The organism is uncultured Campylobacter sp., from assembly GCF_938017705.1.
GTDB lineage: Bacteria > Campylobacterota > Campylobacteria > Campylobacterales > Campylobacteraceae > Campylobacter_B.
This window is the reverse complement of sequence record NZ_CALIIS010000088.1, coordinates 20,249-46,945: the sequence shown is the minus strand read 5'-3', so window position 1 is coordinate 46,945 and position 26,697 is coordinate 20,249. Positions and strand designations below refer to the sequence as shown.

Below are 26,697 nucleotides of genomic sequence, written 5' to 3'. Positions count from 1 at the left end.
CGGCGCGGGTGCTTTACGTAAGCGGCGGCAACACCTTTTATCTTTTGCGCGAGCTAAAAAAGAAAGATCTTACTGGCCTCATCGCAGATCGCGTCCGAAGCGGCGAGCTCGTGTACGTGGGCGAGTCGGCGGGCGCTATGATCGCAGCTCCCAGCGTGGAATACGCGAGCGTGATGGACGATGCGAGTGGTAGTGAATCAGTAGCAGCGCAAACTGGGCTAGATCTTGTTAAATTCTATCCAGTAGTACACTACGGTGAGGAGCCGTTCGTGCAAAGCGCGGCTGAAATTTTAAAAGCTTACGGCGGCAAGCTAAATTTGGCGCCGATAAATAACGCCGAGGCGATCGCGGTGCACGGCGATAAATTTGAAATTTTGAGGCGGTAAATTTAAACGCACAGCGTTCTAAAAGCGCGTTAAATTTAGAAAAACGGCATCTGAAATTTTACGCGCTAAAGCCTACGTAAAATTTTAAAATTTAAAACGGCGATGTCTGAAAAACGAGCCGAAAATGCGGCGACGGCAGGCTAAATTTAACCGCCGCGAGCGTTAAATTTAAAAGCAAAAACGAGTAAATTTTATAAATTTAAGGAGCGTTTATGGAGTATTTCAAACCGTTTTTCGTAAAGATCGCAGGCCGCGCCAGAGATGACGATCACACGAGCGCGCATGAGCAGATCATCGCGCCGCTACTGCAAAACGCACTCGCCGCCTACGTCTATAACGGCCGCAAAGATAGCATCGTGGGAGCTTTCGGTAGCGTGGAGCACCCGCTAAACTTGAGCGAGTTTAGTTTTCTCGTGCGCGAGCGGGGCAAATTTCGCCTCGATCTCTCGCGCGAATGCGTAAACGGCGCCGAAATCTTTTGGAACGCTTGCAGCTTTAGGCGCGGCTCGGTTATTATTTCGCTCGAGGGAGAGTTTGATTTAACGCCTATTTTACGCTGCTGCGCCGAGATAAGTATAGACGAAACGCCAAATATGGGCAATAGCCCCGCGGCAACCAAGCTTGCTAAGCGCGCGATGAGCGAGGGGCGGATCGCCGTGCTTTTTAGTGCTGGGGGCGGGATAGAGTGGATCGATATCTACGCTCCCGAGGCGGTACAGGCTAAAATTTTAAAACTTGCGGATGAGATAAACGGGGATGAAATTTAAAATTTAAAAGCAGGTCTCTGCATTAAATTTTACGCCAGATAGGCATTATGTACCCATGTGCGCGCAGACAAAAGCAGAGGTCGCGAAAATAGGTCTCGCCTATCGCCCTCTTCTTCTTGCCAAAAGATAAAACAAAATGATCGCTGCCAAAACCACCGCGATTGCGGCGTAAATTTTACCCATGCCGCCGTAGCTTTTGGAGTTGTCGCTTAAATACAGGTTTATTACCGAGCCGTTATCAGTCGAAATTTCAAGCTTTGCGCCCTTTGCACCGTTTAGCTTTACGCGCAGCATATTTGCCGCGGGACTTGAAATTTCGGGCTTATCCATAAAAGAGTAGCTGGTTTTATAGCTTTTCATCAAATCGTTGCAGTCTTTCGGGGTTACGAACATGTCGTAAAACGCGCCGTTTTTCACGCTTAGATTTTCTCCGCCTTGTACGACGAAGTATCTAAATTTAGGCGCTTGCGTGATAAACTCCCACCGCAGCGTCTTTTGCTTCCCGCCCTGCTCGTAATTAAACTCCGCGTCGTATTTGGTATCAAATTTAAAAACCTCTCTGCTGAAAAGTACGAACTGCCTGTCACTCAAAATCGCGTTAGGATCGGAGTTTTTGTCTAAAATTTTAACGTTTTGAAGCTCCCTGCCGCCTTCGTAAATTTTAAAACTTTTCATCGCTACGGGCGGCTGAGCGGAATTAAATTCCACGCTTACGGGATTTGCGGTGATTTTGCACTCTGGCATGGGGTCTGGAATTTCATTGCTGAAAAATGCGAGCGCAGGCTCGTCGTTCGGGTAGTAGACGTAAGGGCGCGAGTTCAGCGCGGTAGCGCTTTTGAACTTATCCTCCCTCATCCGTAGCGTTTCGTTTTTACACATCCCCAGTAGAAATTTACCGCTTCCTTCGTCGTTTAAATTCCGCGAGCAAAAGGCGTTGAGGCGCGAATTTCCCATCTCAAAAACATAGCTGCTTTTTTTGCCGTGCTCAAAATAGCCGATGCCGATCTCATCCGAGGCGAAATCCAAAAATGCAAATCTATGGTAAATCGCGCTGAGTAGCCCGTCGATCGCGCTTTTTAGATCGCTTGAGTTATAGGATAAATTTTCCCGTACTGCGGCATTATAGCCTGCGTAAAAAGCGCGCTTTGACGGATTTTCGCCCGTAAAATTCGGCTTGCCCGGGCTCTCGTCGTGCGACATCGCCTCGTTTGCGACGACATATTTTGCGTGATTAAGCGCGGAGATATTTAAAATTTCATTCTGCGAAAGCTGATTTAGCCCCGATTTTGCGCGCACATTGTTGATGTAGCTTAGCGGATCGTCGTAAAAGGAAAAGCCGCTCATCGCAACGAGCGGCTGTTTTAAATTTGAAGGGGTGTTTTCGCATGCGGCAAAAAGCGCGCAAATCGCCCCAAGACCCAGGAGCCTAAGCCGTAGGGCCCGCTTTAGCAAACTCGACCCCTTCTTTTACGTCCTCGTAGCGTTTAAAATTCTCTTCAAACATCTTTGCTAGCTTATCGCGCGTGATCTTATATTCCGCAGGATGCGTCCACGTATTAATAGGGTTTAGCAGCTTCGTCTCGACGCCTGCGAGCTCTTTTGGGATCGCTAGGTTAAATTTTTCAAAATTTTCAAATTCGCACTTTTTGATACTGCCGTCTAGGATCGCGTTTATGCACGCGCGCGTGGCTTTGATGCTCATTCGTTTGCCAACGCCGTACGCGCCGCCGCTCCAGCCTGTGTTTACGAGATAGACGCTGACATTATGCTTGTCGATCTTTTCGCCCAGTAGCTTAGCGTAAACGGTCGGATGCAGCGGCATAAACGGCTCGCCAAAGCACGCGCTAAAGGTCGCCACGGGCTCGGTAATGCCGCGCTCGGTGCCCGCGACTTTTGCCGTATAGCCGCTTAGGAAATAATACATCGCCTGCTCTTTAGTTAGCTTTGCGACCGGCGGCAAAACGCCGAATGCGTCGGCGGTCAGGAAGATTATGTTTTTCGGATGGCCGCCCGCAGAGCTTGGCTCGTAGTTGTCGATGTGATAGATCGGGTAGCTGACGCGGGTGTTTTCGGTCTTGCTGCCGTCTTTGTAGTCCACGACGCCAGCCTCGTTGGCGACCACGTTTTCAAGCAGCGCGTCGCATTTGATCGCCGCGTAAATTTCAGGTTCGCTGCTCGGGTCCAAATTTATACACTTCGCGTAGCAGCCGCCCTCGAAGTTAAATATCCCCTCATCGTCCCAGCCGTGCTCATCATCGCCGATCAGCTTGCGGTTTGGATCTGTAGAGAGCGTCGTTTTTCCCGTGCCGCTTAGGCCGAAAAATAGCGCCGTGTCGCCCTGCTTGCCCACGTTTGCCGAGCAGTGCATCGACATTTTGCCCGCAAGCGGCAGCCAGTAGTTCATCATCGAGAAAATTCCCTTTTTCATCTCGCCGCCGTACCACGTGCCGCCGATAACCGCGACATTTTCCTCGACGTTAAAAATAACGAAAACGTCGGAGTGTAGCCCGTCGCTCGCGTAATCTTCGTTTTTGCATTTGCACGCATTGTAAACGACAAAATCGGGATGAAATTCCGCTAGCTCGCTCTCGCTTGGGCGGATGAACATATTTTTTACAAAATGCGCCTGCCACGCGACTTCGGTTACGAAACGAACGTTTTTGCGGCTGGATTTGCTAGCGCCGCAAAATGCGTCTTGGATAAAGATTTCCTTGCCACTTAGCTGGGCTTTGGCTTTGGCTAAAAGCTTATCGAAAAGCTCTTTTGAGATAGGCTGATTTATCTTGCCCCAAGCGATGTATTTTTGGCTCGGATCTTGTTTTACGAAGTACTTATCCTTGGGGCTGCGACCCGTAAAGATGCCAGTATCGACCATAAAGGTACCGTTGCTTGACACGCGTCCCTCGCCCATCGCCTTTTCAAGCTCGAAAAGCTCGTCGTAGCTTAGGTTGTAGTTGATTTTTTTGATATTTTTAAGACCTAGTTTATCCAGATCGTTCGGAGTTGTCATTTTGCGTCCTTTTTAAATTAAATTTTGATAAAAGATTGCGCTATTATAGCTTAAAATTTAGGTGAGCTTGCTTAAGCACCGAGGATGGCCCTCATGAAATTTAGGCGGGAGCGCCGCCTAAATTTTAGAGCTTATCTTAAAATCGCGAGCACCTGATCGGCATCGACCATATCGCCTTGAGCGATCAAAATTTTATCGATTATGCCGTCACGTGGGCTTTCGATATTTATCTCCATCTTCATCGCTTCAAGAACGATGACATTCTGCCCCGCCTTAACAACGTCGCCTTCCTTTATTAAAATTTTAAATACGTTGCTAGGAAGCGTCGCTTTTATATCGTTATCGTCCGTACCACTTCGCGCGTTAGCAGTGGGCTGCTCGCCGGCAGAGCGTTGCGGCTGCGGCTTTGCGGGCGCTGAGGTATCGAAGCTGACGTCGTATCGATCGCCGTTTACGAGCACGTTTTGTCCGGCAAATTCTACGTTGTAAATTTTGCCGTTAATCTTAACGTCAAATTTGCCGTTTTTAGAATTACCGTTTTGATGGCTTGCGGCGGGCGCTACGTCCTCTTTTTTACGACTCATCACCTTGCCCTCGCCTTTTAAAAACGCGATACCTTTTTCTTTGCACGCAAGCGCGATAAATATGTTCTCTTCGCTAGGCTCGATGCCCTGCTCGCGTAGAATCTTCTGCGCATACGCGACGCTCTTGCTCTCGTCGGCATCGGCGATATCTACGGCGTGCTTAGTCGTAGGCTCTAGCCCCAGCTGCTCCGCCGCCATTTTAATCACGCCCTCGTCGGGTTTAACGGGCGTTTTGCCAAAATAGCCTAGCACCATCTTGCCGTAGCCCTCGGCGATCTTTTTCCACGGGCCGAACATTACGTTGTTAAACGCCTGCTGGAAATAAAACTGGCTAACCGGCGTTACGCTCGTGCCGAAACCGCCCTTTTCGACGACTTCGCGCATAGCCTTGATGACGGCTGGGAATTTGTCTAAAATTTTATTATCGCGCATCATCTGAGTGTTTGCCGTAAGCGCGCCTCCGGGCATCGGGCTAAACGGAATGAGCGGGCTTACCTGCGTAGCTTCTGGCGGCATGAAGTAATCCTTCAAGCACTCGCCCAAAACCTCTTCGTATTTTAAAATTTTCTCTGCATCCAGTCCCAGGTCGAAATTTTGCCCCTTCGTCGCGTGCAGCAACGTAAGAATGTCCGGCTGGCTGGTGCCGCCGCTTACGGGATGCGCGGCAAGGTCGATGCCGTCCACGCCCGCAACGAGCGCAGCCTGATAGCATGCGACGCTAACTCCCGCCGTCTCGTGCGTGTGCAGACGGATATGCACCCCGTCGCCTAAAATTTTACGCGCGCGCTTGATCGTCTCATAGACCTTCTGCGGGCTGCTGGTACCGCTTGCGTCTTTGAAGCAGACGCTGTCGAACGGAATCTGCGCGTCTAAAATTTGACGCAGAATTCTCTCATAAAACGCTGCGTCGTGCGCACCGCTACATCCCGGCGGCAGATCCATCATCGTGACTACGACTTCGTGTTTGAGTCCGTGGCGATGTATGCACTCGCCGCTAAATTTTAAATTTTCCACATCGTTTAACGCGTCGAAATTCCTAATCGTCGTCGTGCCGTGCTTGGCAAAAAGCTTGGCGTGCAGATCGATGATTTCGCGGCTGCCGGTATCGAGCGTGACGGTATTGACGCCGCGGCTAAGGGTCTGCAGGTTCGCCTCAGGCCCCACGATGCTTCTAAATCTATCCATCATCTCAAACGCGTCTTCGTTTAGGTAAAAATACAGGCTCTGAAACCGCGCGCCGCCGCCGAACTCAAAGTGCGTGATGCCCGCGTCTTTGGCCGCGCTAACGGCGGGCAGGAAATCCTCCATCGCCACGCGCGCGCCGAAAACCGACTGAAATCCGTCGCGAAAGGTCGTATCCATAACGTCGATAAGCTTTTTAGCCATTTTTAGCTCCTAGATTAAATTTATGCGTGAATTTTAATATTTCTAGCCTAAAAAAGCTTTTAAACCGAAAACCCCCGGAAAGATTGCGAGCGTTAATAGCACTAGAATTTGCAATAAAATAAAAGGTAACACGCCCTTGTAAATATCCGTGGTATGGATTTGCGGCGGCGTCACGCCCTTTAAGAAAAATATCGAAAATCCAAATGGCGGCGTCATAAACGACGTTTGCAAATTTACAGCGATTAAGATCGCAAACCACACGGGATTGATATGCAAAGACTCTACTATCGGCAAAAGTATCGGTAAAATGATATATGAAATTTCAACATAATCGAGAAAAAATCCAAGCACTATGATAACTACCATCGTAAGCGCGATAAATCCCCACGCTTGACCGGGCAGATTCTCCATAAAATTTTTCACGACCTCATCTCCGCCCGTGTAAGAAAAAATCATCGAAAATGCCGTGGCGCCCATCAAAATCATAAAAACCATGCCCGAAATTTTAGCGGTATTTTTTAGCGCGTCATAGATCAGCCTAAACGAAAACGTGCGATATAAAACAGCTAGCGCTATCGCACCCAAGCAGCCTACCGACGAGCTCTCCGTAGGCGTAGCGATGCCCGCAAAAATAGATCCTAAGACGAGCAAAATCAGCACGAGCACCGGCACGACGTTTTTAAGCGCGATAAAAATTTGCTTTGATTTGCTAAGTCCCTCTAGCGGCGGAACAGGCGGCGCATAATCTTTGCAAATATATGAAATAATCGCGATATAAATCACGTAAAAACCCACTAGCACGAGCCCAGGAATAACTGCTGCAGAAAAAAGATCACCCACAGAGACAGAAAGTATATCGCCTAAAATAATCAGCACGATAGAAGGCGGGATAATCTGCCCAAGCGTGCCTGCAGCAGCGATAGTGCCGGTAGCCAGCGGCTTATCATAGCCGTATTTCATCATCACGGGCAGGCTGATGACGCCCATAGCGATGACAGTCGCGCCCACTATGCCCGTCGTAGCCGCAAGTAATGCGCCCACCAAAACGGTGCTGATCGCCACGCCGCCTCGTACGCCGCCGAATAAAAATGCCATCGACTCTAATAAACGCTCCGCAAGACGAGTCTTTTGCAAAATCATACCCATCAAAATAAAAAGCGGCACCGAAATTAATAGCTGATTTTCCATAATCGAGTAAATTCTATTAGGCATCAGTGAAAAAAACTGCCTGCTCATATCCTCGAAAGCTTCGGTTAAAATTTCAAAGCCCTGCGCGTAATCCCACGCCTCACTAAGTCCATAGATAAAGCCGAAAATCACCGCCACAGCGCCGAACGTAAACGCAACGGGAAAACCGAGTAGCAGCATAAAAAGCGCTGCCGCAAACATCACTATGCCTATCATAGCTCGCCACCTTTTATCTTACCGTGGCAAAATTCCGCCCAAGCGCGAAAAGCGTAAAATTTATAGAATTTTAAATTTAAGCTCATTCTGCCCTCACACACTCTGTGCGCCCGAAGAATTCCCACTAAGAAATTCCGAGCCTTTGTTTTCCCTAACATCAAGCAGGGCGTTAATATTTTTAATCAAAAATCCAAACGCGTAGATAAATAAAAACGCATAGCTAAGCGTGATTGCGGACTTGATGATCCAAAGATGCTGCATACCGCCGGGATTGGCGCTGGCCTCATGGCTCGTATAAGCCTCGCTTACATAATCGATCGAAAAGAATGCCACGAGCGCCACGAAAGGCAAAATGAAAAATATCGTGCCTAAGATATTTATGAGCGCTTTTGCAGTAGGACTAAATTTTTCGTAAAAAATATCCACGCGAACGTGTGCGTTTTCTTTGAGTGCGTAGGTCACACCGAATAAAAACATCGCCGAATATAGCCACCACGTAAGTTCTTGCATAGCGACGGAATTTGCGGCTGGAAAAAGATAACGCGCCACAACATTGTAAAAAACAACTATAACTAAAAGCGCCAAAAATACGATACTTAATACGCCTAAGATATTTGCGAACGCATCAAAAGCCCTTTCTAATTTGCGTAAAAAATTCCTCAAAATTTTACCCTTTGCTTGAAATTTTTGCTATGAAAGCTGGGATTTTAGCAAAAATATCTGCAATTTATTATAAAATTATGCGCGGAAAGGATTTTTATGATTTTAAAATTTCAAAACAGATACTCTAAAAGATTTCTCGCCTTTTGCGCTATTTGGGCGCTTTTTTGGCTAGCGTTTTCATATTTTTTCTTGCAAAAATTCCTTTTTATCTATCCGGAAAGCTTTAGCATTCACGTGAGATTCGCGCTTTGCGCCATAGCGCTAGGAGCGGTGATTTTAGCGGTTTGCGGCAAGGACGTTCACGGCGCGATCTGCGGATATGCGATGTGGTTCTACGGTGCGGTGCTAGGATTTGCCTCATCGCTAAATTTAGCTAAAATTCACACGGTACTGCGAGGGAGCGGAGATATGAGTGGGATGAGCGGCTGTGGCGGGGCGGTTAAATTTTTAAATTTCGACTTAAGCGCGGTGCCGATTTTTAAGCCGTTTAACAGCTGCGCATTCGACGTTCCGGCAGTGCCGACCGATACAACGCTAGACGAACTGCAAGCCAAACTAACGGCGCTTTATAGCGGAGGCTGGTATCTATTCCCGGCAAGTAAAAGCGTGGATTTAGCACAATTTTGGAGTTTTATCTTTATATTTTTCGCAATTATTTGGACGATTGGAATTTTTCTTGGGTTTTTGAATAAGAAGGCGCAGAGGTAGCCTCTGCGCCAAAGAAGTTACTGTGTAATAATTAGCAAAGCATCAGACGAATATACAGTATTTATATTCTTTAGCCCCGGCATCTCCCATACGTGAGCACATAGGCCATCTGTACTCTTTTTAAGAGTAACCTTATTTTTGCTATCGACAGTGTATGTAGCACAAACCTTATTCTTTGCGGTAATAGGATTTTTAACATTCGTCATGTTATTAAAACCTGTCGTGCTATTATCATACTCGCCTTGCGAAGTATAATAAGCCATTAGATCAGTCAGTGATGTAGATACGTTCTGCGCTGCTCTAACGACTTCCGCATCATCACGCGTAGCTGCTAGTTTTGGAATGGCAATTGCCGCCAAAACACCTAAAATCACGATCACGAAAATTAATTCGATCATAGTAAAGCCCTTCATGTTTTTATCCTTTGATAAAAAATTTTTAGACTTATATTATAAGACGTTTACTATAAATTTAGCTTAAAAATTCTTCGCAAACTCCAACATTTCAGGTAAAAATTTCATCGCATTCGCGCCGACCGCCAAATAATGGTTATTTATCAGGCTTTTTCCGTTATAAAGCGGCGCCTTCATCGTCTTTAGATCCACTACCGCTCCGCCGCTTTGATGCAGCAAAAAATCTCCCGCGGCGATGTCCCAAAGCGAGCAGTCGCTAAATCTCGCATACGCGCTGGCCCCCCCCTCGGCCAAAATGCAAAATTTTATCGCAGAGCCTTTGCGCACGAGCTGCATTTTAAATTTTTGCGCAAATTGCGGATATTTTTCGGATTTGCTATGTCGGCCGTGCATGAAGATTTGCGGCGCACTAACGGGGCGAACGAGCAACACGCCGTTTTTATAAACTCCGCCGCCGTTTGAGCTGTATACGTCGCCGCTTACAGGCACGCCGATCGCCGATAAAATCGGGCGCCCATGCTCGATTAGCGCAATGCAGACGCAAAACTCGCCGTTGCGCGCGATAAACTCCTTCGTGCCGTCCAGCGGATCTATCAGCCAAAATCTCTCCTCGCTCATGCGCCGCTTACTATCCAGCACGCACTCTTCCGAGCAGATCGCGATGCCGCTAGGCTCCAGGGTGCTCATTATCACATCGTTTGCCGCAAGATCGGCGTTCGTAAGCGGAGATCTGTCCGCTTTGACAAAGACATCAAATTTGTCGTAGTTTTGCATTATCGCGGCGTTTGCTTTTTTTGCGGCGTCCGTCGCGAGCGCCAAAAGCTCATCCAAGCCCACTTTCGCTCCTTAAATTTAACGGCAATTCTATCAAATTTAAAATTCTAAACGTCTAAATTTGCGCAAATAAAAACGAACGAAATTCCAAAAATCTTTAGAATTTTAATATTCTTTTTTATATAATTGCTAAAATTTTTTAAAGGATCAACATGACCCCAGTCGTATTAGATAGCGTTAAACACGCGGATTTACAATATCACGCGGATGCATTCCCTACCGCGCCTTTTGTGCCGGTGATCGCACCGGAGATCCCGTTTTGCGCGGACAACCTCGTTATAGTATTCACCATCGAAAAAGAGCCCAAAATGGTGGCGCTGCTAGGGCGCACCAAAAACGTTCTAATCGATAAAGATTATAAGGGAGCGGTGCCCTCCTCGGTGCAGAATTATCCGTTTTTCTTAGCCCAGATCGGCGAGCAGACGGCGATCTGCTTTGATGAGGACGCACAGCAGATAAAAGGCGACGGCGAGGCGCTTTTTAAAAACGGCAAGCCGACGCCGTTTTTGGAAAATTTAAAAGAGGTGATGAAAAATTACGCCGATTTAGATATGCGCACGCGCGTTGCGGCAGCGGAATTTCAAAAGGCGGGGATTTTAGAGGCCAAGGAGCTTGGCATCAACTCTAGCGGCAAGGAATCGTCCCTGCTAAACGGCTTTTCGGTCGTAAATCGCGAAAAGCTTTTGAAGTTAAGCGATAAAAAGCTTGCGGATTTCGCGCGCCGCGGATATCTGGAGCTAGCGTATTTCCACCTAAAAAGCCTTGCAAATTTTCAGCGCCTAGGCGATAAGATCATGCAGCTCGACCCGCCGGCAGCGCAGAAAGAAGCGAAAAAATAGGCGTTTTACTTCTTGAATAGCTCGAAATCCTTAAAATTTTTATGATTTGACGTCGCGGAATTTAATTCCTAAAAGCAATATTGTGCAAAATTGTCACAAGTATTTTACGGCGCAAGTTGTTTTTATAAATACCCAATTAAGCTTATCTAGTAGAATAAGCCTTAGAGCCTAAATGATTTTATTTGTAGCTAAGATTAAACGTACTGCGAGCCTGATCGTATAATTTTGCCATAAAAATTTTATGGCAAAATTTATCACCCTGCGCACGCAGGATTTTACACATAAAATTTCAAGCCCAAATTTTTGCATAAAATTCTATTAAATTCTTAATTTCTTTCAAGTAGATAAATTTATAAAATTTAAAATATGCATCACAAAAAATATTTTATGCATCAAAAAAATGAAATTTTGCAAGTTTACCTAAAAATTCTATGAATAGTAGAATTTAAATAAACCCCCATAAAAATTACATGCCTCAAAACACAGGCAAGCAAAATCAAGACCGAATTCTAAAAGCAAATTAAGCCCGCAACGTATTTCTCGCTCCATCATTACAATGAATCGAATTTTACGCGGGAATCAAACGCACGAATTAAATTCTGCACGAAATTTTATTCAACCAAGAATTCCTTCTTATCGATCGTGCCATGATAAAAAATCCCGAGCGTATCATCAAAGGTCTTATCCAAAAATCCATCTTTTTTTAGTCCTGCTAAAGATGTATTGATTATCTCTAGCAGCGCATTATTGCCCTTCTGCACGGCGATTGCGTTGTAAGTTTGCTTACCTAGACCATCCAAAGTAACCTGCGTTTTATTATCGATGATCGCGTATGCGTGCAGGATTAGGTTATCATCGACATGCACGGCATTTTTCGCCCTTTTGAAAGCGCGGTAACATTTAGCCGAACTGGCGCAAAAGTTTAAATTCTTTCTAAAGCCCGCTTTGCGTAAGAAATTGTGAATAGGAGAGTGTTTGATGACGAAAATCCTCTTTTTGCGGAGTTGATCGAAGCTCGTGATATTTTCGTCTTTTTTGGCTAGCACACCTACCTGCACCTTAAAATAAGGCTCCGAAAAATCTACTTTTTTCGCTCGCGTGGGCGTAGGAGTAAAGGTCGCAATCACCATATCCGCTTCATTGCGCTGTAAAGCGCTAATGCGTCTTGAAGCCGTGATCGGGATAAATTTTACCTTGCCAGGATTATCGCCGAAAATCTCCTTACCGAGCTTTTCGCCAAGAGCAATCTCAAATCCCCTATATTTGCCGTCTACGAGCGCACTAAACGGCGGCTGATCGTTATATACACCTATGCGAACGAGCCTATCCTTTTTGATCTGATCCAAAGAATTTGCAGATAGAAAACCAAGTAGTAGAGCCGCCAAAACAAATACTTTCATTTGCTCCCCTTTTAGTTGAAATAAGGCGCAATTATAATAAAAAGAAATTATAGCCAGCTAAAATTCTGCGATTTATGGCGCATTTTCATCTAAATTTATGAAAAGATGAAATTCGCGGAGAAATTCTATGTCCAATTTACAAACGAAATCTCATAAAAAACTTACACGAGCGAAATAAAAAGCTCTTTTAATTAAATTTTATAGACAAAATTTACGGATGAATTTCACGCTAGAAAACCTTAGCAAAATTTACGATATTCTTAAAAGTAAACGGCGAAATTCTACGTAGATTTAGCGTCTAATTGCGGATTTAGCTAAGGGGCGAAATTTAGCTCCACTGTTGCGCAGAAGCTTAAGCTCTTAAAATTTCGTAAGACTAAGCTAAGATGCAAACGTAGCAGCAATAGCCCTAGATCGGCATTACGCGGATGTTTGGGCTAAGGTTTTCTTGCAAAACATTTTCGATCGCGTATAATGTACCGCTCGCACCGCTGGCGCAGCCGCTACAAGCGCCTAGGTAGCGGATGTAGATATCGGTTTTGCCGTCGTCTGCGGGCCTGATATCGATGACATCGAGATTGCCGCCGTCCATCTGAAGCATCGGACGGATATCCTCGTCAAGCACCCCTTCGACCGCTTTAAATTTACCGATTAAATTTAACTGCTCAAAGCTCATCTCCGCTCCCGCTTTCGCGCTAGTAGCGGCACTCGCCTCGGCTTGAGCTTGAAGTCTCTCTCGCTCCATCTCCTCTCTGGTTTGCTTTAAAATATCGACCAGATAGTAGTCCTTCTCCTCATGTCCGCCCGGGCGCACGCAGGATTTGCAAAACGCGCCCGCTTTGGTGTATTGCGTGATCTCTTCGACCGTATGAAGATCGTTTAGACGAATCACCTCTTTGATCGTGCCGAGGCTTACGCGCGCGCAGTCGCACACGATGATCTCATCCTCGAAATGCGCGGGATCGACGCCCTTATAATTCGCCGCAGCCTGCTTGATGACGTCGTATGCCATTACCGAGCAGTGCATCTTTTGCGGCGGTACGGCGGGCTCGTCGGGATTATCGCGCATCGCGTGCTCTACGTCTAAATTTGTAATCTTTACCGCTTGATCGACGGTCTTTCCGATACAAAGCTCAGCCATCGTATCCGAACTCGCAATCGCCGTACCGCAACCGAAACTTTTAAATTTAGCGTCCAAAATTCTATCAGTCTTAGGATCGATCAACCAATACAGCCGCACAGCATCGCCGCAACTCTCGGCGCCGAAGTCCGCGACCACGAGCTTGCCGCCCCTAGCCTTTGCTTCCTCCTCGGTGATCTCACCCATATAGCGAGGATTATTCATACGCTCCTGCACTTTTTGCGAGTATTGCTCCCAGATCGAGCCGTTTATCAAACTATTTTTTGCCATTTTTTATCCTTTATTTCTTCTCATAACCTTGCGGCGCATAAGCAAACGTGCTTGAAATCCCGCGCAGACGGGCGACGGCTTTGCCTATATGCTCGATCGCGTAATCGATCTCCGCCTCCGTCGTAAAGCGCGACAGCGAAAGCCTTAGCGCCGTATGCGCCAGCTCCTTATCTGCGCCGATCGCTTCCATTATCGGGTTATTCTCAAGCGCCTCGCTCGCACATGCAGAGCCGGTAGAAGCGGCGATACCCGCTTTATTTAGATCCCACAGCATCGCCTCTCCCTCGACGCCTTGGATCGAGGCAAGGATGGTGTTTGGAACGCGAATGCTACGGTCGCCCACGACGCTAACGTTTGGAATTTGCAAAAGCGCATCCTCCAGCTTATCGCGCAGCCTGCTTACCTGAGTGCGCTCAAAATCCATAAATTTATTCGCTAGCTCTAAAGCCTTACCGAGCCCCACGATGCCCGCGACGTTTAGCGTGCCGCTGCGGCGCCCGCCCATCTGCTCGCCGCCGTGAAGCAGGCTCGTAAGCGGCTTGCTATCTTTGATGTAGAGCGCGCCGACCCCCTTTGGAGCGTGAAATTTATGCCCAGAAAGGCTTAAAAAATCCACGTCCGCATTGCGCACGTTCACCTTTATCTTACCTATCGCTTGCACCGCGTCGGTATGATACAGCGCACCGTGTTCGTGTGCGATTTGCGCGATTTTTTTTACGGGGAAGATCGTGCCGGTTTCGTTATTTGCCCACATCACGCTAACGAGCGCAGTTTTGTCGTCGATCTTTTCGCTAAGCTCATCAATATCGATCTGTCCGTCTTTATCGACGCCCAGGCGAGTGATCTTTACGCCGCAAATTTTTTCTAAAAAAGCACAGGTCGCGCTGATTGCGGGGTGCTCAACGGAGCTTATGATGATATTATCCTTCTCGCCGGTTAGAATTTTATCGTAGTAAATTCCTTTTAAAACCCAGTTATTGCTCTCGGTCGCACAGCTTGTGATGACGATGTCGTCCGCATCCGCAGCGCCAAGCCCCGCATAAAGTCTATCCATCGCGGCTCTTAGCGCGGGGTGCGTCTCGCTGCCGAAGCTGTGAAGGGAGTTTGGGTTGCCGTATTTATCGCAAAAAAACGGCTTCATCTCCTCGAAAACTTCGGGATCGACCATCGTAGTGGCGTTATTATCTAAATAAACGCGCTGCATAAAATTCCTTTCTAAAATTTGTCTGAAATTTAATCAGACAATTTCGCTCTTTTATCAATTTCGCACGATAATATAACATAATTGCTAAATTTTTCTTTAACGCTTGCTGTTTTAAAAACCGAAAGTTTTCGGAGAATTTATTAGATCGAAAAATTCCTTGCGCGTATCGTTTCGGCTGATAAAAAGCCCTCGCAGTGCCGACGTAGTCGTGGTCGAGTTGATCTTTTGCACGCCGCGCATCTCCATACACATATGCCGCGCTTGCAGCACCACGCCCACGCCGAGTGGATGGATCACCTCTTGGATAGCGCTTGCGATCTGTTCGGTAAGCTGCTCTTGAATCTGCAGCCTGCGCGCGAAAATATTTACCATACGCGGAATTTTGCTAAGCCCCACGACCTTTTTATTCGGGATATACGCGACGTGCGCGCGCCCAATGATAGGCAGCAGATGGTGCTCGCAGAGACTATAAAATTCTATATCTTTTATCAAAACCATCTCATTGTTGCTGCTCTCAAACAGCGCGTCGTTTAAAATTTCTTTTGGGTCCAGCTCGTAGCCGCTAGTTAGAAACTCATAGGCTTTGGCTACGCGCTCGGGCGTCTTTGCGAGCCCGTCGCGCCTCGGATCCTCGCCTAAAATTTCAAGCATCTGCGATACGCAGTTTTCAAATTTCGCTCGGCTTTTTTCGTCCATTTTTAGCAATTCCTTAAAGATCGATGCGCGATATTACTCAAAAACGCCTTTTATAACGCTGATAAATTTTAAAATTCCACGCGAAATTTTATCAATCTTATTATGTTAATGATAATATATTTAAATTTAAGAAATTTTTGTTTAAAATCCGCCGTTTCGATAAGCTTTATCTAAAAGGAGTTCGGTAATGAAATTTAAGATGAGTTTTGGCGCGGCTTTGGCGCTTTTTTCCTTTGCTTGCGCCGAACAAAACGCCGCAGCAAGCTCCGCCTCGGGCGAAAACTTAGGCGATATCGAGGTCGTAGAATGGGCGAATAACGACGACGGCTACCGCGCCGTACGCAGCGAGATCGGCAAGACGACTAAGCGAATTTTAGAAATTCCGCAGACCGTAAACGTCGTAACGCAGCAGCATCTAAAGGACAAAAAGCCAGACACCTTAGCGGAATCGTTGCAAAACGTAAGCGGCATAAGCTACGCAAATACGACAGGAAATATTTTCGATGCGATCATCAAGCGTGGCTTCGGCGAGGGTCGCGACGGCTCGATTATGCGCAACGGCGTGCCGGGCGCCGTGATGCACAATTTCAATAAAACCATTCAAAGCGTCGAGGTTCTAAAAGGGCCCGCGAGCATGCTCTACGGCGCGCAGCAACCGGGCGGCGTCATAAACATGGTAACCAAAAAGCCGCAGTATGAGTTTATAAATGAGCTTTGGGGCGGGCTGGGCAATCACAACTATTGGGACGCGGGATTTGATACTACAGGGCCGATTGCAGATAGCGGCTTTGCGTATAGATTTATATTCGATTACTACGCGAAGGATTATTGGCGAAATTTCGGCGGTATAAAAAACACGCTCTTTGCGCCGTCGCTTGCGTATCAAGGAGATGATTATTCGATAAACTTAGGCTACACCCATAGCCGCTCTACCGATCCGGTGGATCGCGGCGCGTTTTTAGTGCCGAGTACGGGTAAAATTTATGGCAGCGGCAAAGTCCGCTTCGACGAGCCGGTAAATAAACTACAAAGCAAGCTCGATACGGTTGATTTGGGCTTTGAGAAGGAATTTAGCGAGGATTGGATATTAAAAGGCGCCTATGCTTTCTCGCGCAGTAAGCACGAATACGGCTACGTCCGTCCGAACAATCCATTCACGCCCCAAGGCCTTACCGGCACGACGCGATCGTATAACTACTACGATAATTTCATACACCGCACGCACGCAGCAAGCGTCACACTAAACGGCAAATTTGAAACGGGTCCGCTTAAGCACGACGTCCTTTTCGGCACGGATTACAAAAACTACTACAGATACCGCCCGGGCGCGCTAAAAGGCACCGCAGGGCGCATCAATATGCTTACCGGGCAGACCGCTTCGGGCGCCGTCCTAACGAACGATAGAGAGCCAAAAATACAATATCAAAAGCTAAGAACGATCGGTCTTTACACCCAAGATAATATAAATTTAACCGACGAGTTAATACTTTCTTTGGGCGTGCGTAGGGAATTTTACGATCAAGTAGCCAAACAAAGCTGGCAAGGACCGAACAGCACCGATCAGAAAAAGGCCGCTACGACCTATCAGGGCGGGCTTTTGTACCTGTTGAGCCCGCAGTGGTCGGTATATACTAACTACGCGCAAAGCTTCACGCCGCAGATGTCCATAGGCGAGGCGATAGGCGGTGATCTAAAGCCGGAGGAAGGCAAATCCGTGGAGTTCGGCACTAAATTTCAAAACGATCGCGTCACTGCAGGCGCGGCGGTGTTTAATATCGATAAAAGAAACATCCTGCGAACGGTAAATAATATAAGCGAGACGATCGGCAAGGCTCGCTCGCGAGGATTTGAGCTCGATATAAACGGGCGCGTGACGCAGGGGCTTAGCATGTCGGCAAGCTACGCATACACCAAAACGAGGGTGCGCGAGGACGACGGCGCTTTTGCAGTGCTAATCGGCAAACCGCTGGAAGCAACGCCGAAGCACCAAGCAAGCCTATTTGCCAACTACGATTTCGCGCATCTAGGCGCAAAGGGGCTTAGGTTGGGCGGTGGCGCGCGATACTTCGGCTCGTGGTACACCTATTATATGCGCACGAACCTACCGAGCGTGCCCGCAGGAACGGCGTTTAAGCTGCCTCACGCCGTGGTTTATGACGCCTTCGTGAGCTACGATACTAAAATTTCGGGCTATGATACGAATTTTTCGTTCAACGTCAAAAATTTGACCGACAAAAAATACTACACCTCATCCTCAACCGGCACGACCACGAGCGTGATACCTATTCAGATGGGCTACGCGCGGCAGTTTATGTTTAACGTATCGGTAAAATTTTAGCCTTAGTCCCGCTTTAAATTTCAAGGCGAGCTCTTAAAAATTTTAAAATTTAAAAGCTGCGAGCCGCTTAGAGTCGGCAAATTTTAGGAATTTATACTTTAAATAAGAAATTTTTTGATATATTACGAACTATTTTTAAATTTTCTAAAGGAATTTTATGGAAGTAAAAGCAAAAATGAAAGACGCCGCGAATGCGGTAGCTGCGAGCAAGATCGAAGCAAAGCAGATCGCAGCCAAAGTAGAAGAGCTAGCCAAAAAGGCCTCCAAGCAACTAAGAATCGACGGATTTAGACAGGGCAAAGTACCTACCGCGGTGGTTTTGAAGCGATACGGCAAACAGCTTGAGGGCGATGCAAAGCAGGAGCTTCTTAAAAATATGATCGATCAGTCTCTTAAAATTTTAAAGAAAAAACAAGATGAAATTTTATCCGAGCCGGTCTTTTCTAAATTTGACGAAAAAGAAGGCGATATCGACGTTGAGATCGAAATTTCTTTCAGACCCGAAGTTAGCGTCGAGGGATACGAGGAGCTGATCCCTAAATTTAGCAGCCCGCGCGTTACTCAAAAAGAGATCGACGAGAAAGTAGAGGAATTTTTGCAGATGATCGCTCCGCTTTCTAAAACCAACAAAAAAATTCTAGCCAAAGACGATTTTGCAAAATTTGATTTCGAAGGCTTCGTGGACGGCAAGCCATTCGACGGCGGCAAGGCGCAGGACTACGTCCTTCAGATCGGCTCAAATCAATTCATCCCCGGCTTTGAGGACGGAATGATCGGACTTAGAGTGGGCGAGGAGCGCGACGTGGCGGTTAAATTTCCGCAGAATTACGGCGCAAAAAATTTAGCCGGCAAGGACGCGATCTTTAAAGTCAAGCTTCACGAAATTCAAGCTAAAAAGCCTGCCAAAGAGCTCGGCGAGGAGGAGCTAAAGCAAGCGCTTCCGGGCGAGAAAGAGCCGAGCAAAGAGAAATTTGAAGCGCGCATCAAAGAGCGCATCAAAAACGATAAGCTTCAAAAGCTGATAAACGAGGATCTAAAGCCTAAATTTGCCGACGCGCTCGCCGAGAAATTTAACTTCGCGCTTCCAAAAGCGATCGTCGAGCAGGAGATAAATTTACAGTTTAACAACGCATGGAGCGGCTTTTCAAAAGAGCAGATCGAGGAATTTAAAAACAACAAAGACGCCCTGGATAAAAAGCGCGAAGAGTTTAGAAAGGCTGCCGAAAACAGCGTAAAACTTACATTCTTAATCGACGAGCTAGCTAAAAAACGCAATATCGACGTGAGCGATCAGGAGCTCGTCCAAGCGGTCTATATGGAGGCTTACACCTACGGTGCAAACCCGAAAGAGCACCTAGATAGATACCGCAACAACGGCATGCTTCCCGCCGTCAAAATGGCGCTGATCGAAGAGAAGCTATTTAACGACATCTTTGCCAAGCAAGGTAAAAAGAGCGGCGAAGGGAAAGGTGAATAATGGTGATTCCTTACGTTATAGAGCAGACCGGCCGCGGAGAGCGCAGCTACGACATCTACTCGAGGCTGCTAAAAGACCGTATCGTAATGCTTAGCGGCGAGATTGACGACGCGGTGGCAAGCTCGATCGTCGCGCAGCTTCTATTTTTGGAGGCGGAGGATCCGGATAAGGATATCTATCTATACATCAACTCCCCGGGCGGCGTGGTTACGAGCGGATTTAGCATTTATGACACGATGAATTACATCAAACCCGACGTAAGCACAATCTGTATCGGTCAAGCGGCGTCGATGGGAGCGTTTTTGCTAAGCTGCGGCGCCAAAGGCAAACGCTACGCGCTTCCAAACTCGCGCATAATGATCCACCAGCCCCTCGGCGGCGCGCAAGGCCAGGCTACCGACATCGAGATCCAAGCCAAAGAAATTTTACGAATGAAAGAAATTTTAAATGGCATCCTTTCGCAAAATTCCGGCAAAGATCTCGCGCAGGTCGAAAAGGACACCGATCGCGACTTTTTCATGAGCGCCGAGGATGCCGTGCAATACGGCTTGATCGATCAAGTACTTCAAAAGAGCTTTAAATAGATGATCCTGGACGTCCTTACCTATCCGAATAAAAAGCTTTATCAAAGATCGACCGAGGTCGTGAAATTCGACGCGGCGCTAGGTAAGTTTTTGGACGATATGTATGAGACGATGATCGCAAAAAACGGCATAGGTCTTGCCGCCATCCAGGTAGGTAAGCCCGTGCGCGCTTTGATTATAAATTTAGCCAATGAGGAAAAAATCCAAGACAAAAAGGACCTCATCGAGATTATCAATCCGCAAATTTTAAAAAAGGAAGGCGAGGTCGTTTATCAGGAGGGCTGCCTCTCGGTACCGGGTTTTTACGAGGACGTCACGCGCGCCGAGTTTATCACGGTGCAGTTTCAAGACCGCGCCGGCAATACCCAGCAAATGGACGCTAGCGAGCTGCTAGCCATCTGTATCCAGCACGAGATGGACCACCTCGACGGACATCTTTTCATCGAGCGCATCGGATACAACAAACGCAAAAAATTTGATAAAGAATTCAAAAAAAGTCTAAAAGAAAAATCGAAATGAAATCCCTAAAATGCGCTGCCTTCACGGATGCACTGATCCCCGTAGAGGTTGAGTCGACATTCGTGCGGGGGCTGCCGGGATTTAATATCGTTGGCCTTGCAGGAGCTACGATAAAAGAGAGCGAAAGCCGCGTAAAAGCCGCGCTTGTGAGCCTAAATTTTAAATTTCCCGCCTCCAAAATCATCATAAATCTCTCCCCCTCCGATATGCCCAAAAACGGCTCGCACTTTGATCTTGCGATCGCACTTCTCATCGCGCTGCAAAAAGAGCGCATCGACGGCGATTTCTTCGTCTTCGGCGAGCTCGGTTTAGACGGCAACTTAAAGAGCACGGCGAGCCTCTTTTCGATTCTGCTTTTTTTAAGCACGAAGGTGAAGCGCGCTAAAATTTTAGTGCCGCAAAGCATCGCTCTAAAGGCCTGCACGATCCCAAACTACGACGTTTATGCCGTGGGTAGCCTAAGCGATGCGGTCAGATTTTTTTTAGACGAGGAGTTTGCCGCAAGCAGACTCATGCGAGAAACCCATCCGCTTTTTAAAAACGTCGTGGAGATTGGCGGGCAAGCTTACGTTCCCAACCGCGATTTTTCGCTCGATTTCAAAGACGTCAAAGGGCAAAAGCGCGCCAAGCGCGCGAGCCTGATCGCCGCGTGCGGCATGCACAACATCCTCTTTGAGGGCAGCCCGGGCTGCGGCAAAAGCATGTGCGCAAAGCGAATAGCCAGAATTCTGCCGCCGCAGAGCCTAGGCGAAGTATTGCTCTCGTGCGCTTACGAGTCGCTAAATAACAAAGACGTCGATTTTAGCGCGCTGCGCCCCTTCCGCTCGCCGCACCACACCAGCACGCGCAGCTCGATTTTCGGCGGCGGCAGTAGCGGCGCAAAGATCGGCGAGGTCGCGCTCGCAAACGGCGGCGAGCTGTTTTTCGACGAGCTGCCGCACTTCGGAAAGCAAATTTTAGAAAGCCTGCGCGAGCCGCTGGAGGATAATAGAATTTTGATTTCGCGCGTAAATTCCAAGGTCGAATACCAAACGAAATTTATCTTCGTAGCGGCGCAAAACCCCTGCCCGTGCGGAAATTTATTCTCCAAAAACCTCACCTGCACCTGCTCGCTAAACGACATCAGGCGCTACAAAAACACGATCTCCGCGCCGCTGCTCGATCGCATCGACATATACGTCGCGATGGACGAAACCGGCGCAGACGATAGAAGCGACGTTTGCAGCGAGGAGATGGCAGATGCGGTGCTGCGGGCGTTTCGCGCGCAAAAGGCTCGCGGACAGAGCGAGCTAAACGCAAAGCTGCGCGACGAGGAGACCGAAAAATTTTGCATCTGTGAAAGCGCGGCGCGAGAGGTTTTGCAAACCGCGATCACCCGCTACGACCTTTCGCAGCGCGGCGTAAATAAGACGCTAAAGCTCGCGCGCACGATCGCCGATCTAGCAGGCGCCGAGATCATCGCTAAGGCGCATATTTTGGAGGCTCTTAGCTTTCGCATAAGGAGCGAAATTTGAAAAAAATTTTCTTTAGCACCGAGGAGCTCGACGCCAGGGCGAGCGCGAAATTTGGACTTGGCGAGCAAATTTTAATGGAAAACGCCGCTTGCAAGATCGAGCGCGAGATCAGAAAGCGGCTTAAAAAGGGCTCGCGCGTTTTAGCGCTTTGCGGCGGCGGAAATAACGGCGCGGACGCGCTGGCGGCGCTGCGAAAGCTAAGCGGCGATTTTAGCTGCACGGCGCTTTGCATGCTTCAAAACAGAAGCGCGGCGAGTAAATTTCAAGTGGAAGCGGCGCGGGCTGCGGGCGTTAGGCTTATCAACATAGCAAGCGCAAAAGACGATTGCAAGCATGTAGGCAGCGCGTCTAGCAAGGATGCTTGCGCGCATGAAAGCGCAGGCGGCTCCTCTTCAAAGGGCGCTGGCGCGAGCGAGCCGCGGGGCGAGCGCGAAAGCCCAAGCAGCACGGACATTTCAGGCGGCGACGATAAATTATGCGCAAAATTTACAGGTGCTAAATTTGAAACCGTAGAACACGGCGGAGATTTCGGCAAACTAGGCAACGAATGCGGCGAACCGCGCATCCTGCACGATGAGATTACAAGCGCAGACTGCATAATCGACGGAATTTTCGGCAGCGGTTTAAATAAACCGATAAGCGCTGAAATTTGTGAAATTTTATCTCTCGCAAATAGCGCAAAATCCCTAAAAATCGCAGTCGATATCCCAAGCGGCATCGATAAGAGCGGGCGCGTTTTAGGAGCTGCATTTTGCGCGGATCTGACGATCGCGATGGGCGCGTTAAAGCTCGCGCTGTTTTCGGACGGCGCGAAGGATTATGTAGGGCGGATCAAGGTCGCAAATCTTGGAATTTCGCGCTCAAATTTTGAAGGGCGGAGCGAATATTTTCTGCTTCAAAAAAGCGATCTGAAGCTGCCGCTACGCAGGAAGCAAAACACCAACAAAGGCGACTTCGGGCACACCTACGTCGTAAGCGGGCAGATGAGCGGAGCGGCGCAGATGGCGGCTCTAGCGGCTCACGCAATCGGCAGCGGGCTCGTTAGCGTCGTTAGCGATGAGCCATTAAATTTAAGCCCGATTTTGATGCAAAAAAGCTCATTCAATGCCGCGCGGGTCGTAGTCTGCGGCTGCGGGCTGGGGGAGCGAAAGATCGATCTTGCCGCACTACGGGACAAAAGCTGCGTCATCGACGCCGATCTGTGCTACGATAGCGAAATTTTAAGCCTACTTAGCGATAATTCAAATTTAATCCTAACGCCCCATCCAAAGGAATTCTGCTCGCTTTTGAAGATCGCGGGTATCGCAGATCTTAGCGTGAGCGAGCTGCAAGAGCGGCGCTTCGAGCTTGCGCGGGCGTGGAGCGAGAAATTTAGCGGCGTACTCGTACTAAAGGGCGCAAACACGCTCATCGCCCAAGCGGGCATTATCTACGTCTGCGACAAGGGCAGCGCCGCGCTCGCAAAGGGCGGCAGCGGCGACGTGCTCGCAGGGCTCATCGGCGGGCTACTCGCGCAAGGCTACTCGCCTCTGCAAGCCTCAATCTGCGGCGTCCTAGCCCACGCACTCGCCGCGCGAGCCTTCGCCAAAAACTCCTACGCGCTAAATCCGCTCGATCTCATCGAGGAGGTAAAATGGTTGTGAAAAAGCTCGCCGTGCTTTTTAGCGGTAGCGGCTCAAATTTGGAGGCGATCCTGCAGAGGCTGCACGGCAAAATTTTTGGCGAAACCAAGATCGAAGTTGCGCTAACGCTAAGCAACAAAGCGGATGCGGGAGGCATAGCAAAAGCCGCGAAATTCGGTCTAAAAAGCGTGATCCTAAATCACAAAGAGTTCGCTAGCCGCGAGGAGTTCGACGCCGCGCTCGTGCGCGAGATCGAAAAAAGCGGCGCGGAGCTTACGGTGCTCGCGGGCTTTATGCGAATTCTCACACCCGTTTTTACGAACAGGGTTCGCGCGATAAACCTGCACCCATCGCTGCTGCCGCTTTTTAAGGGCGCGCATGCGATAGAGCAGAGCTTCGAGAGCGATATGAAAGTGGGCGGCGTGAGTGTGCACTGGGTCAGCGAGGAGCTCGACGGCGGCGCGATTATCGCTCAGCGCGCGTTTGAAAAGAGCGCGGGCATGAGCCTTGAAGCTTATGAGGCCAAAATCCACGAGATCGAGCATGAGCTATTGCCGCAGGTGATCGTAGAAATTTTGTGCCGGAGCTAAATTTTACGCTAAATTTAAAGAGCGAAATTCCGCGGAATTTTATAAATTTTAAAGCTTAGTTCTTTAAATTTAGAGGTGGGTTCGAAGCTAAGCTTTAAAAATTTACTAGCTAAATTTAGAAAGATAAAGATGACCGCAAACGAACTGGAAAAACTAAGACTCGGCATCCTAGATGAGGCGGAGCAGCATAAAGGCACGGCGTTTTCGATAATAGCACTAGCGGTGCTGGCCTCGGCGCTGTGGCTATTTTTCAATTTTAGAGATCAAGAAGCAGCAGTGGGCCTCTGCTGGATCATAGTGGTATTTAGCTGCGGCAGCATCTCTTTTAGAGTAGTGAATAAAGATGCAAATATAGTGCGCGTATTTATCTTTTGCGCCTTGCTGTGGATGCTTGCCAAAGGCGTAGAAATGTGCGAGAATGATACCTTGCGCTTCGTCATCGCACTCGTAACCATCTGCCTTTCTTTGTTTAATATCGCGGATGCCGCGCTGGAGCGGATCAAATACAACAGATCTAAAAAATTCGTCCGCGCCTTTAAACACCAATATATCGCGCCCTATATTGCAAGCCTAGGTTATCGCTACGAAATTTCAGGCTCGTTTCGGCCGGCGTATCTGCGCGCTAGCGGTCTATTTGTGGACGGCATAAGCTATTTTGATTGCGAAGATAAAATTTCCGGCGTTTATGACGGAGTATTTTTCAGCTTTGCGGATGTTTGCGTGACTCATGCTGACGAACGACGTAGCAGCAGAGGGATTTTTTTCTACGCAGAATTTAAAAAGCGCGTAAACTCGGTGGCGGTGATCCTGCCTTCGCTCAGCGCGAGGCCAACACTCGGCGGACTTAAGAAGATCGCGATGGACGATAGCGAGTTTAGCTCCGCATTTAGCGTGTATAGCGCCGATGCGGTGTCTGCAATGTATGCCCTCACGCCCGCCTTTATGCGGCGCCTGCTTCGCTTTAGAAGCGGTGCCGGCGGATCGATCAGATTAAGCTTTTCGGGCAGAAACGTCTATATTTTCATCCGCACGGGATACGATAGTTTCGAGCCTAGCGTGGATCGCAGCGTATTTGGCTTTGATCCCGCCGCGTCTATCAAGCACGAGCTTCTATTCTTTCTCTCCATCGTAAAAAGTCTGAAATTAAACGAAAATATCTGGCAAGATTAAATCTTAAATTTGACTTTAAATCCGCAAATACGGAGGCTTTGCGCCGCCGCGAAATTTTGAAATTTAAAAGCACTCTTCCCAGCTCGGCGTCGCTATGATTTAGAATTTTCGCGACAAGGTTTTGTGGACTTTGCCGCAAGATCTATTGTATTTGCGGCAGAGGGCAAAATTTGAAATCTATCGCGATGAAATCTCATGCGATTTATAAATTTTTGCGACCCGCATAGAGGAATTGAGCACTTCTCCGTACCGAATTAAGCGAAGATGGATGCGGATATGACGATGATTGCGCCGTACGCTTTCCATAATGGAGATTACCACGCTGCCTATCATCGTGCCGCAAACACTACTTTTACCGTCGCGAGCCCGCACCAAAAAAATTGAGTGCCGATCACGGCAATGATAGAAGAGATAATTTACTCATATTTTCATCGTTCATTTCGCCATTCTAATGCTTTTAAAAATCGACGATTAAAAAGCTCATACAAAAGCCGACTACACATTTAATCTGCCTCCAAGCATTTTTAAGCGACAATACGAAAATCAAATTTTCGGAGTCCTCATGACGATTTACGAGTTAAAGCCCAAATTTCAAAATTTACTTCGTCCGTTAGTAAGACGCCTTTACGACGCGGGCGTCAGCGCAAATCAAGTCACGATCACAGCCTGCGTCATTTCCGTTCTGCTGGGCGGACTTCTGATAAAATTCGCCGAAGTTTCGACGCTATTCTTTCTGCTGCCCGTTTGGATGTTTTTGCGTATGGCGCTAAATGCCATCGACGGCATGCTGGCTCGCGAGTTTAATCAAAAAAGTCCGCTGGGCGGCTACCTGAACGAAGCCACGGACGTCATCTCGGACGCTGCGCTTTATTTGCCGTTTGCCTTCGTAGCGCCGTTTGACTGGGGCGTTATCACACTCGTTGTCTTTCTATCTTTTATGAGTGAGTTTTTGGGCGTTCTAGGGCAGGTGCACGGTTGCGGTAGACGATATGACGGGCCTATGGGCAAGAGCGACCGCGCGTTTATATTTGGGCTTATCGGTACGATATATGCGCTATTTGGGCGACTGCCAGAGTGGTTTAGCTGGGTGCTTTACGCCGCGATATTTTTGCTTGCGCTTACTTGCGCAAACCGCGTGAGGATGGGACTAAAAAGCGGGGAATAAGGAGCCTCGGACG

At 48.1% G+C, this 26,697-nt stretch carries 24 protein-coding genes; 13 read left to right on the top strand and 11 right to left on the bottom strand.

The features are described from left to right. A partial coding sequence (locus Q0605_RS04370) for a Type 1 glutamine amidotransferase-like domain-containing protein (protein ID WP_298704556.1) occupies positions 1–386 on the top strand: 386 nt, incomplete at its 5' end. A gap of 212 nt (positions 387–598) precedes the next feature. After that, positions 599–1,153, top strand: a complete 555-nt coding sequence (locus Q0605_RS04365; RefSeq protein ID WP_298704553.1) for a hypothetical protein — start codon at positions 599–601, stop codon at positions 1,151–1,153. 99 nt (positions 1,154–1,252) lie between these two features. Here the strand turns inward: Q0605_RS04365 and Q0605_RS04360 are convergent, their stop codons facing one another. The 5 genes from Q0605_RS04360 to Q0605_RS04340 form a co-directional block, all read right to left on the bottom strand. After that, on the bottom strand, positions 1,253–2,605 hold the full coding sequence (locus tag Q0605_RS04360) for a CAP domain-containing protein (protein ID WP_298704550.1): 1,353 nt from the start codon (positions 2,603–2,605) through the stop codon (positions 1,253–1,255). Next, on the bottom strand, positions 2,580–4,163 hold the full coding sequence (pckA, locus tag Q0605_RS04355) for a phosphoenolpyruvate carboxykinase (ATP) (RefSeq protein ID WP_298704546.1): 1,584 nt from the start codon (positions 4,161–4,163) through the stop codon (positions 2,580–2,582). Before pckA ends, Q0605_RS04360 begins: the two co-directional genes overlap by 26 nt. A gap of 131 nt (positions 4,164–4,294) precedes the next feature. Beyond that, positions 4,295–6,133, bottom strand: coding sequence for a biotin/lipoyl-containing protein (locus tag Q0605_RS04350; RefSeq protein WP_298704543.1), 1,839 nt, complete (start codon positions 6,131–6,133; stop codon positions 4,295–4,297). Between the two features lie 42 nt (positions 6,134–6,175). After that, positions 6,176–7,537: a TRAP transporter large permease subunit gene (locus Q0605_RS04345; RefSeq protein ID WP_005871492.1), complete on the bottom strand. Its 1,362-nt coding sequence runs from the start codon at positions 7,535–7,537 to the stop codon at positions 6,176–6,178. A gap of 93 nt (positions 7,538–7,630) precedes the next feature. Continuing rightward, complete coding sequence (locus Q0605_RS04340; RefSeq protein ID WP_295150776.1) at positions 7,631–8,200, bottom strand: TRAP transporter small permease subunit; 570 nt, start codon at positions 8,198–8,200, stop codon at positions 7,631–7,633. A 96-nt stretch (positions 8,201–8,296) separates the two neighbouring features. Here Q0605_RS04340 and Q0605_RS04335 point away from each other — a divergent pair, with 96 nt between their 5' ends. Beyond that, positions 8,297–8,908, top strand: a complete 612-nt coding sequence (locus Q0605_RS04335) for a disulfide bond formation protein B (RefSeq protein WP_298704539.1) — start codon at positions 8,297–8,299, stop codon at positions 8,906–8,908. 17 nt (positions 8,909–8,925) lie between these two features. On the opposite strand, the gene Q0605_RS04330 is transcribed toward Q0605_RS04335, so the two are convergent. Then, a complete protein-coding gene (locus tag Q0605_RS04330; protein WP_297894317.1) occupies positions 8,926–9,321 on the bottom strand; it encodes a prepilin-type N-terminal cleavage/methylation domain-containing protein in 396 nt (131 codons plus the stop codon). Between the two features lie 63 nt (positions 9,322–9,384). Next, complete coding sequence (locus tag Q0605_RS04325) at positions 9,385–10,158, bottom strand: 3'(2'),5'-bisphosphate nucleotidase CysQ (RefSeq protein WP_298704535.1); 774 nt, start codon at positions 10,156–10,158, stop codon at positions 9,385–9,387. A gap of 149 nt (positions 10,159–10,307) precedes the next feature. On the opposite strand from Q0605_RS04325, the gene Q0605_RS04320 reads away from it, so the two are divergent. Next, positions 10,308–10,994 (top strand): SapC family protein, encoded by a 687-nt coding sequence (locus Q0605_RS04320; RefSeq protein ID WP_298704532.1) that lies wholly within the window; start codon positions 10,308–10,310, stop codon positions 10,992–10,994. 611 nt (positions 10,995–11,605) lie between these two features. On the opposite strand, the gene Q0605_RS04315 is transcribed toward Q0605_RS04320, so the two are convergent. The 4 genes from Q0605_RS04315 to folE form a co-directional block, all read right to left on the bottom strand. Continuing rightward, positions 11,606–12,394, bottom strand: a complete 789-nt coding sequence (locus Q0605_RS04315; protein ID WP_298704529.1) for a transporter substrate-binding domain-containing protein — start codon at positions 12,392–12,394, stop codon at positions 11,606–11,608. A gap of 409 nt (positions 12,395–12,803) precedes the next feature. Then, complete coding sequence (locus Q0605_RS04310; RefSeq protein WP_177387504.1) at positions 12,804–13,805, bottom strand: iron-sulfur cluster assembly scaffold protein; 1,002 nt, start codon at positions 13,803–13,805, stop codon at positions 12,804–12,806. A 10-nt stretch (positions 13,806–13,815) separates the two neighbouring features. After that, positions 13,816–15,009, bottom strand: coding sequence for a NifS family cysteine desulfurase (locus Q0605_RS04305; protein WP_298704526.1), 1,194 nt, complete (start codon positions 15,007–15,009; stop codon positions 13,816–13,818). Positions 15,010–15,120: 111 nt separating this feature from the next. Next, positions 15,121–15,705: a GTP cyclohydrolase I FolE gene (gene folE, locus Q0605_RS04300; RefSeq protein ID WP_297894333.1), complete on the bottom strand. Its 585-nt coding sequence runs from the start codon at positions 15,703–15,705 to the stop codon at positions 15,121–15,123. Between the two features lie 187 nt (positions 15,706–15,892). Here folE and Q0605_RS04295 point away from each other — a divergent pair, with 187 nt between their 5' ends. The 9 genes from Q0605_RS04295 to Q0605_RS04255 all read left to right on the top strand — a co-directional run bounded on the left by Q0605_RS04295 (position 15,893) and on the right by Q0605_RS04255 (position 26,684). Continuing rightward, positions 15,893–18,043, top strand: coding sequence for a TonB-dependent receptor (locus tag Q0605_RS04295; protein ID WP_298704523.1), 2,151 nt, complete (start codon positions 15,893–15,895; stop codon positions 18,041–18,043). A gap of 157 nt (positions 18,044–18,200) precedes the next feature. Next, positions 18,201–19,520, top strand: coding sequence for a trigger factor (gene tig / locus Q0605_RS04290; protein ID WP_298704520.1), 1,320 nt, complete (start codon positions 18,201–18,203; stop codon positions 19,518–19,520). Beyond that, entirely contained in the window at positions 19,520–20,104 is a 585-nt protein-coding gene (gene clpP, locus Q0605_RS04285) for an ATP-dependent Clp endopeptidase proteolytic subunit ClpP (protein ID WP_177387512.1), read from the top strand. The genes tig and clpP overlap by 1 nt, the downstream gene beginning before the upstream one ends. Next, positions 20,105–20,623 (top strand): peptide deformylase, encoded by a 519-nt coding sequence (gene def, locus Q0605_RS04280; protein ID WP_298704517.1) that lies wholly within the window; start codon positions 20,105–20,107, stop codon positions 20,621–20,623. Further along, complete coding sequence (locus Q0605_RS04275; protein WP_298704514.1) at positions 20,620–22,137, top strand: YifB family Mg chelatase-like AAA ATPase; 1,518 nt, start codon at positions 20,620–20,622, stop codon at positions 22,135–22,137. The genes def and Q0605_RS04275 overlap by 4 nt, the downstream gene beginning before the upstream one ends. Continuing rightward, the gene (locus Q0605_RS04270) at positions 22,134–23,780 is read left to right on the top strand and encodes an NAD(P)H-hydrate dehydratase (RefSeq protein ID WP_298704511.1); all 1,647 of its coding nucleotides are present in this window, start codon (positions 22,134–22,136) and stop codon (positions 23,778–23,780) included. Before Q0605_RS04275 ends, Q0605_RS04270 begins: the two co-directional genes overlap by 4 nt. After that, positions 23,771–24,349, top strand: a complete 579-nt coding sequence (gene purN, locus Q0605_RS04265) for a phosphoribosylglycinamide formyltransferase (protein WP_298704508.1) — start codon at positions 23,771–23,773, stop codon at positions 24,347–24,349. The genes Q0605_RS04270 and purN overlap by 10 nt, the downstream gene beginning before the upstream one ends. Before the next feature lie 129 nt (positions 24,350–24,478). Next, positions 24,479–25,519 carry a DUF3137 domain-containing protein gene (locus tag Q0605_RS04260; RefSeq protein ID WP_298704505.1) on the top strand — a complete coding sequence of 347 codons (1,041 nt, stop codon included), beginning with the start codon at positions 24,479–24,481 and terminating at the stop codon, positions 25,517–25,519. 562 nt (positions 25,520–26,081) lie between these two features. After that, positions 26,082–26,684, top strand: coding sequence for a CDP-alcohol phosphatidyltransferase family protein (locus Q0605_RS04255; RefSeq protein ID WP_298704500.1), 603 nt, complete (start codon positions 26,082–26,084; stop codon positions 26,682–26,684). The last annotated feature ends 13 nt before the right edge of the window (positions 26,685–26,697 follow it).

Excerpts from the sequence above, each read along its gene's own strand:
- Q0605_RS04345 (WP_005871492.1), bottom strand. The coding sequence starts at position 7,537 with ATGATAGGCATAGTGATGTTTGCGGCAGCGCTTTTTATGCTGCTACTC.
- clpP (WP_177387512.1), top strand. The coding sequence starts at position 19,520 with ATGGTGATTCCTTACGTTATAGAGCAGACCGGCCGCGGAGAGCGCAGC.
- Q0605_RS04305 (WP_298704526.1), bottom strand. The coding sequence starts at position 15,009 with ATGCAGCGCGTTTATTTAGATAATAACGCCACTACGATGGTCGATCCC.
- folE (WP_297894333.1), bottom strand. The coding sequence starts at position 15,705 with ATGGACGAAAAAAGCCGAGCGAAATTTGAAAACTGCGTATCGCAGATG.
- Q0605_RS04330 (WP_297894317.1), bottom strand. The coding sequence starts at position 9,321 with ATGAAGGGCTTTACTATGATCGAATTAATTTTCGTGATCGTGATTTTA.
- Q0605_RS04275 (WP_298704514.1), top strand. The coding sequence starts at position 20,620 with ATGAAATCCCTAAAATGCGCTGCCTTCACGGATGCACTGATCCCCGTA.
- Q0605_RS04315 (WP_298704529.1), bottom strand. The coding sequence starts at position 12,394 with ATGAAAGTATTTGTTTTGGCGGCTCTACTACTTGGTTTTCTATCTGCA.
- purN (WP_298704508.1), top strand. The coding sequence starts at position 23,771 with ATGGTTGTGAAAAAGCTCGCCGTGCTTTTTAGCGGTAGCGGCTCAAAT.
- Q0605_RS04260 (WP_298704505.1), top strand. The coding sequence starts at position 24,479 with ATGACCGCAAACGAACTGGAAAAACTAAGACTCGGCATCCTAGATGAG.
- Q0605_RS04310 (WP_177387504.1), bottom strand. The coding sequence starts at position 13,805 with ATGGCAAAAAATAGTTTGATAAACGGCTCGATCTGGGAGCAATACTCG.
- Q0605_RS04295 (WP_298704523.1), top strand. The coding sequence starts at position 15,893 with ATGAAATTTAAGATGAGTTTTGGCGCGGCTTTGGCGCTTTTTTCCTTT.
- Q0605_RS04350 (WP_298704543.1), bottom strand. The coding sequence starts at position 6,133 with ATGGCTAAAAAGCTTATCGACGTTATGGATACGACCTTTCGCGACGGA.
- def (WP_298704517.1), top strand. The coding sequence starts at position 20,105 with ATGATCCTGGACGTCCTTACCTATCCGAATAAAAAGCTTTATCAAAGA.
- Q0605_RS04255 (WP_298704500.1), top strand. The coding sequence starts at position 26,082 with ATGACGATTTACGAGTTAAAGCCCAAATTTCAAAATTTACTTCGTCCG.
- Q0605_RS04335 (WP_298704539.1), top strand. The coding sequence starts at position 8,297 with ATGATTTTAAAATTTCAAAACAGATACTCTAAAAGATTTCTCGCCTTT.
- Q0605_RS04365 (WP_298704553.1), top strand. The coding sequence starts at position 599 with ATGGAGTATTTCAAACCGTTTTTCGTAAAGATCGCAGGCCGCGCCAGA.
- tig (WP_298704520.1), top strand. The coding sequence starts at position 18,201 with ATGGAAGTAAAAGCAAAAATGAAAGACGCCGCGAATGCGGTAGCTGCG.
- pckA (WP_298704546.1), bottom strand. The coding sequence starts at position 4,163 with ATGACAACTCCGAACGATCTGGATAAACTAGGTCTTAAAAATATCAAA.
- Q0605_RS04320 (WP_298704532.1), top strand. The coding sequence starts at position 10,308 with ATGACCCCAGTCGTATTAGATAGCGTTAAACACGCGGATTTACAATAT.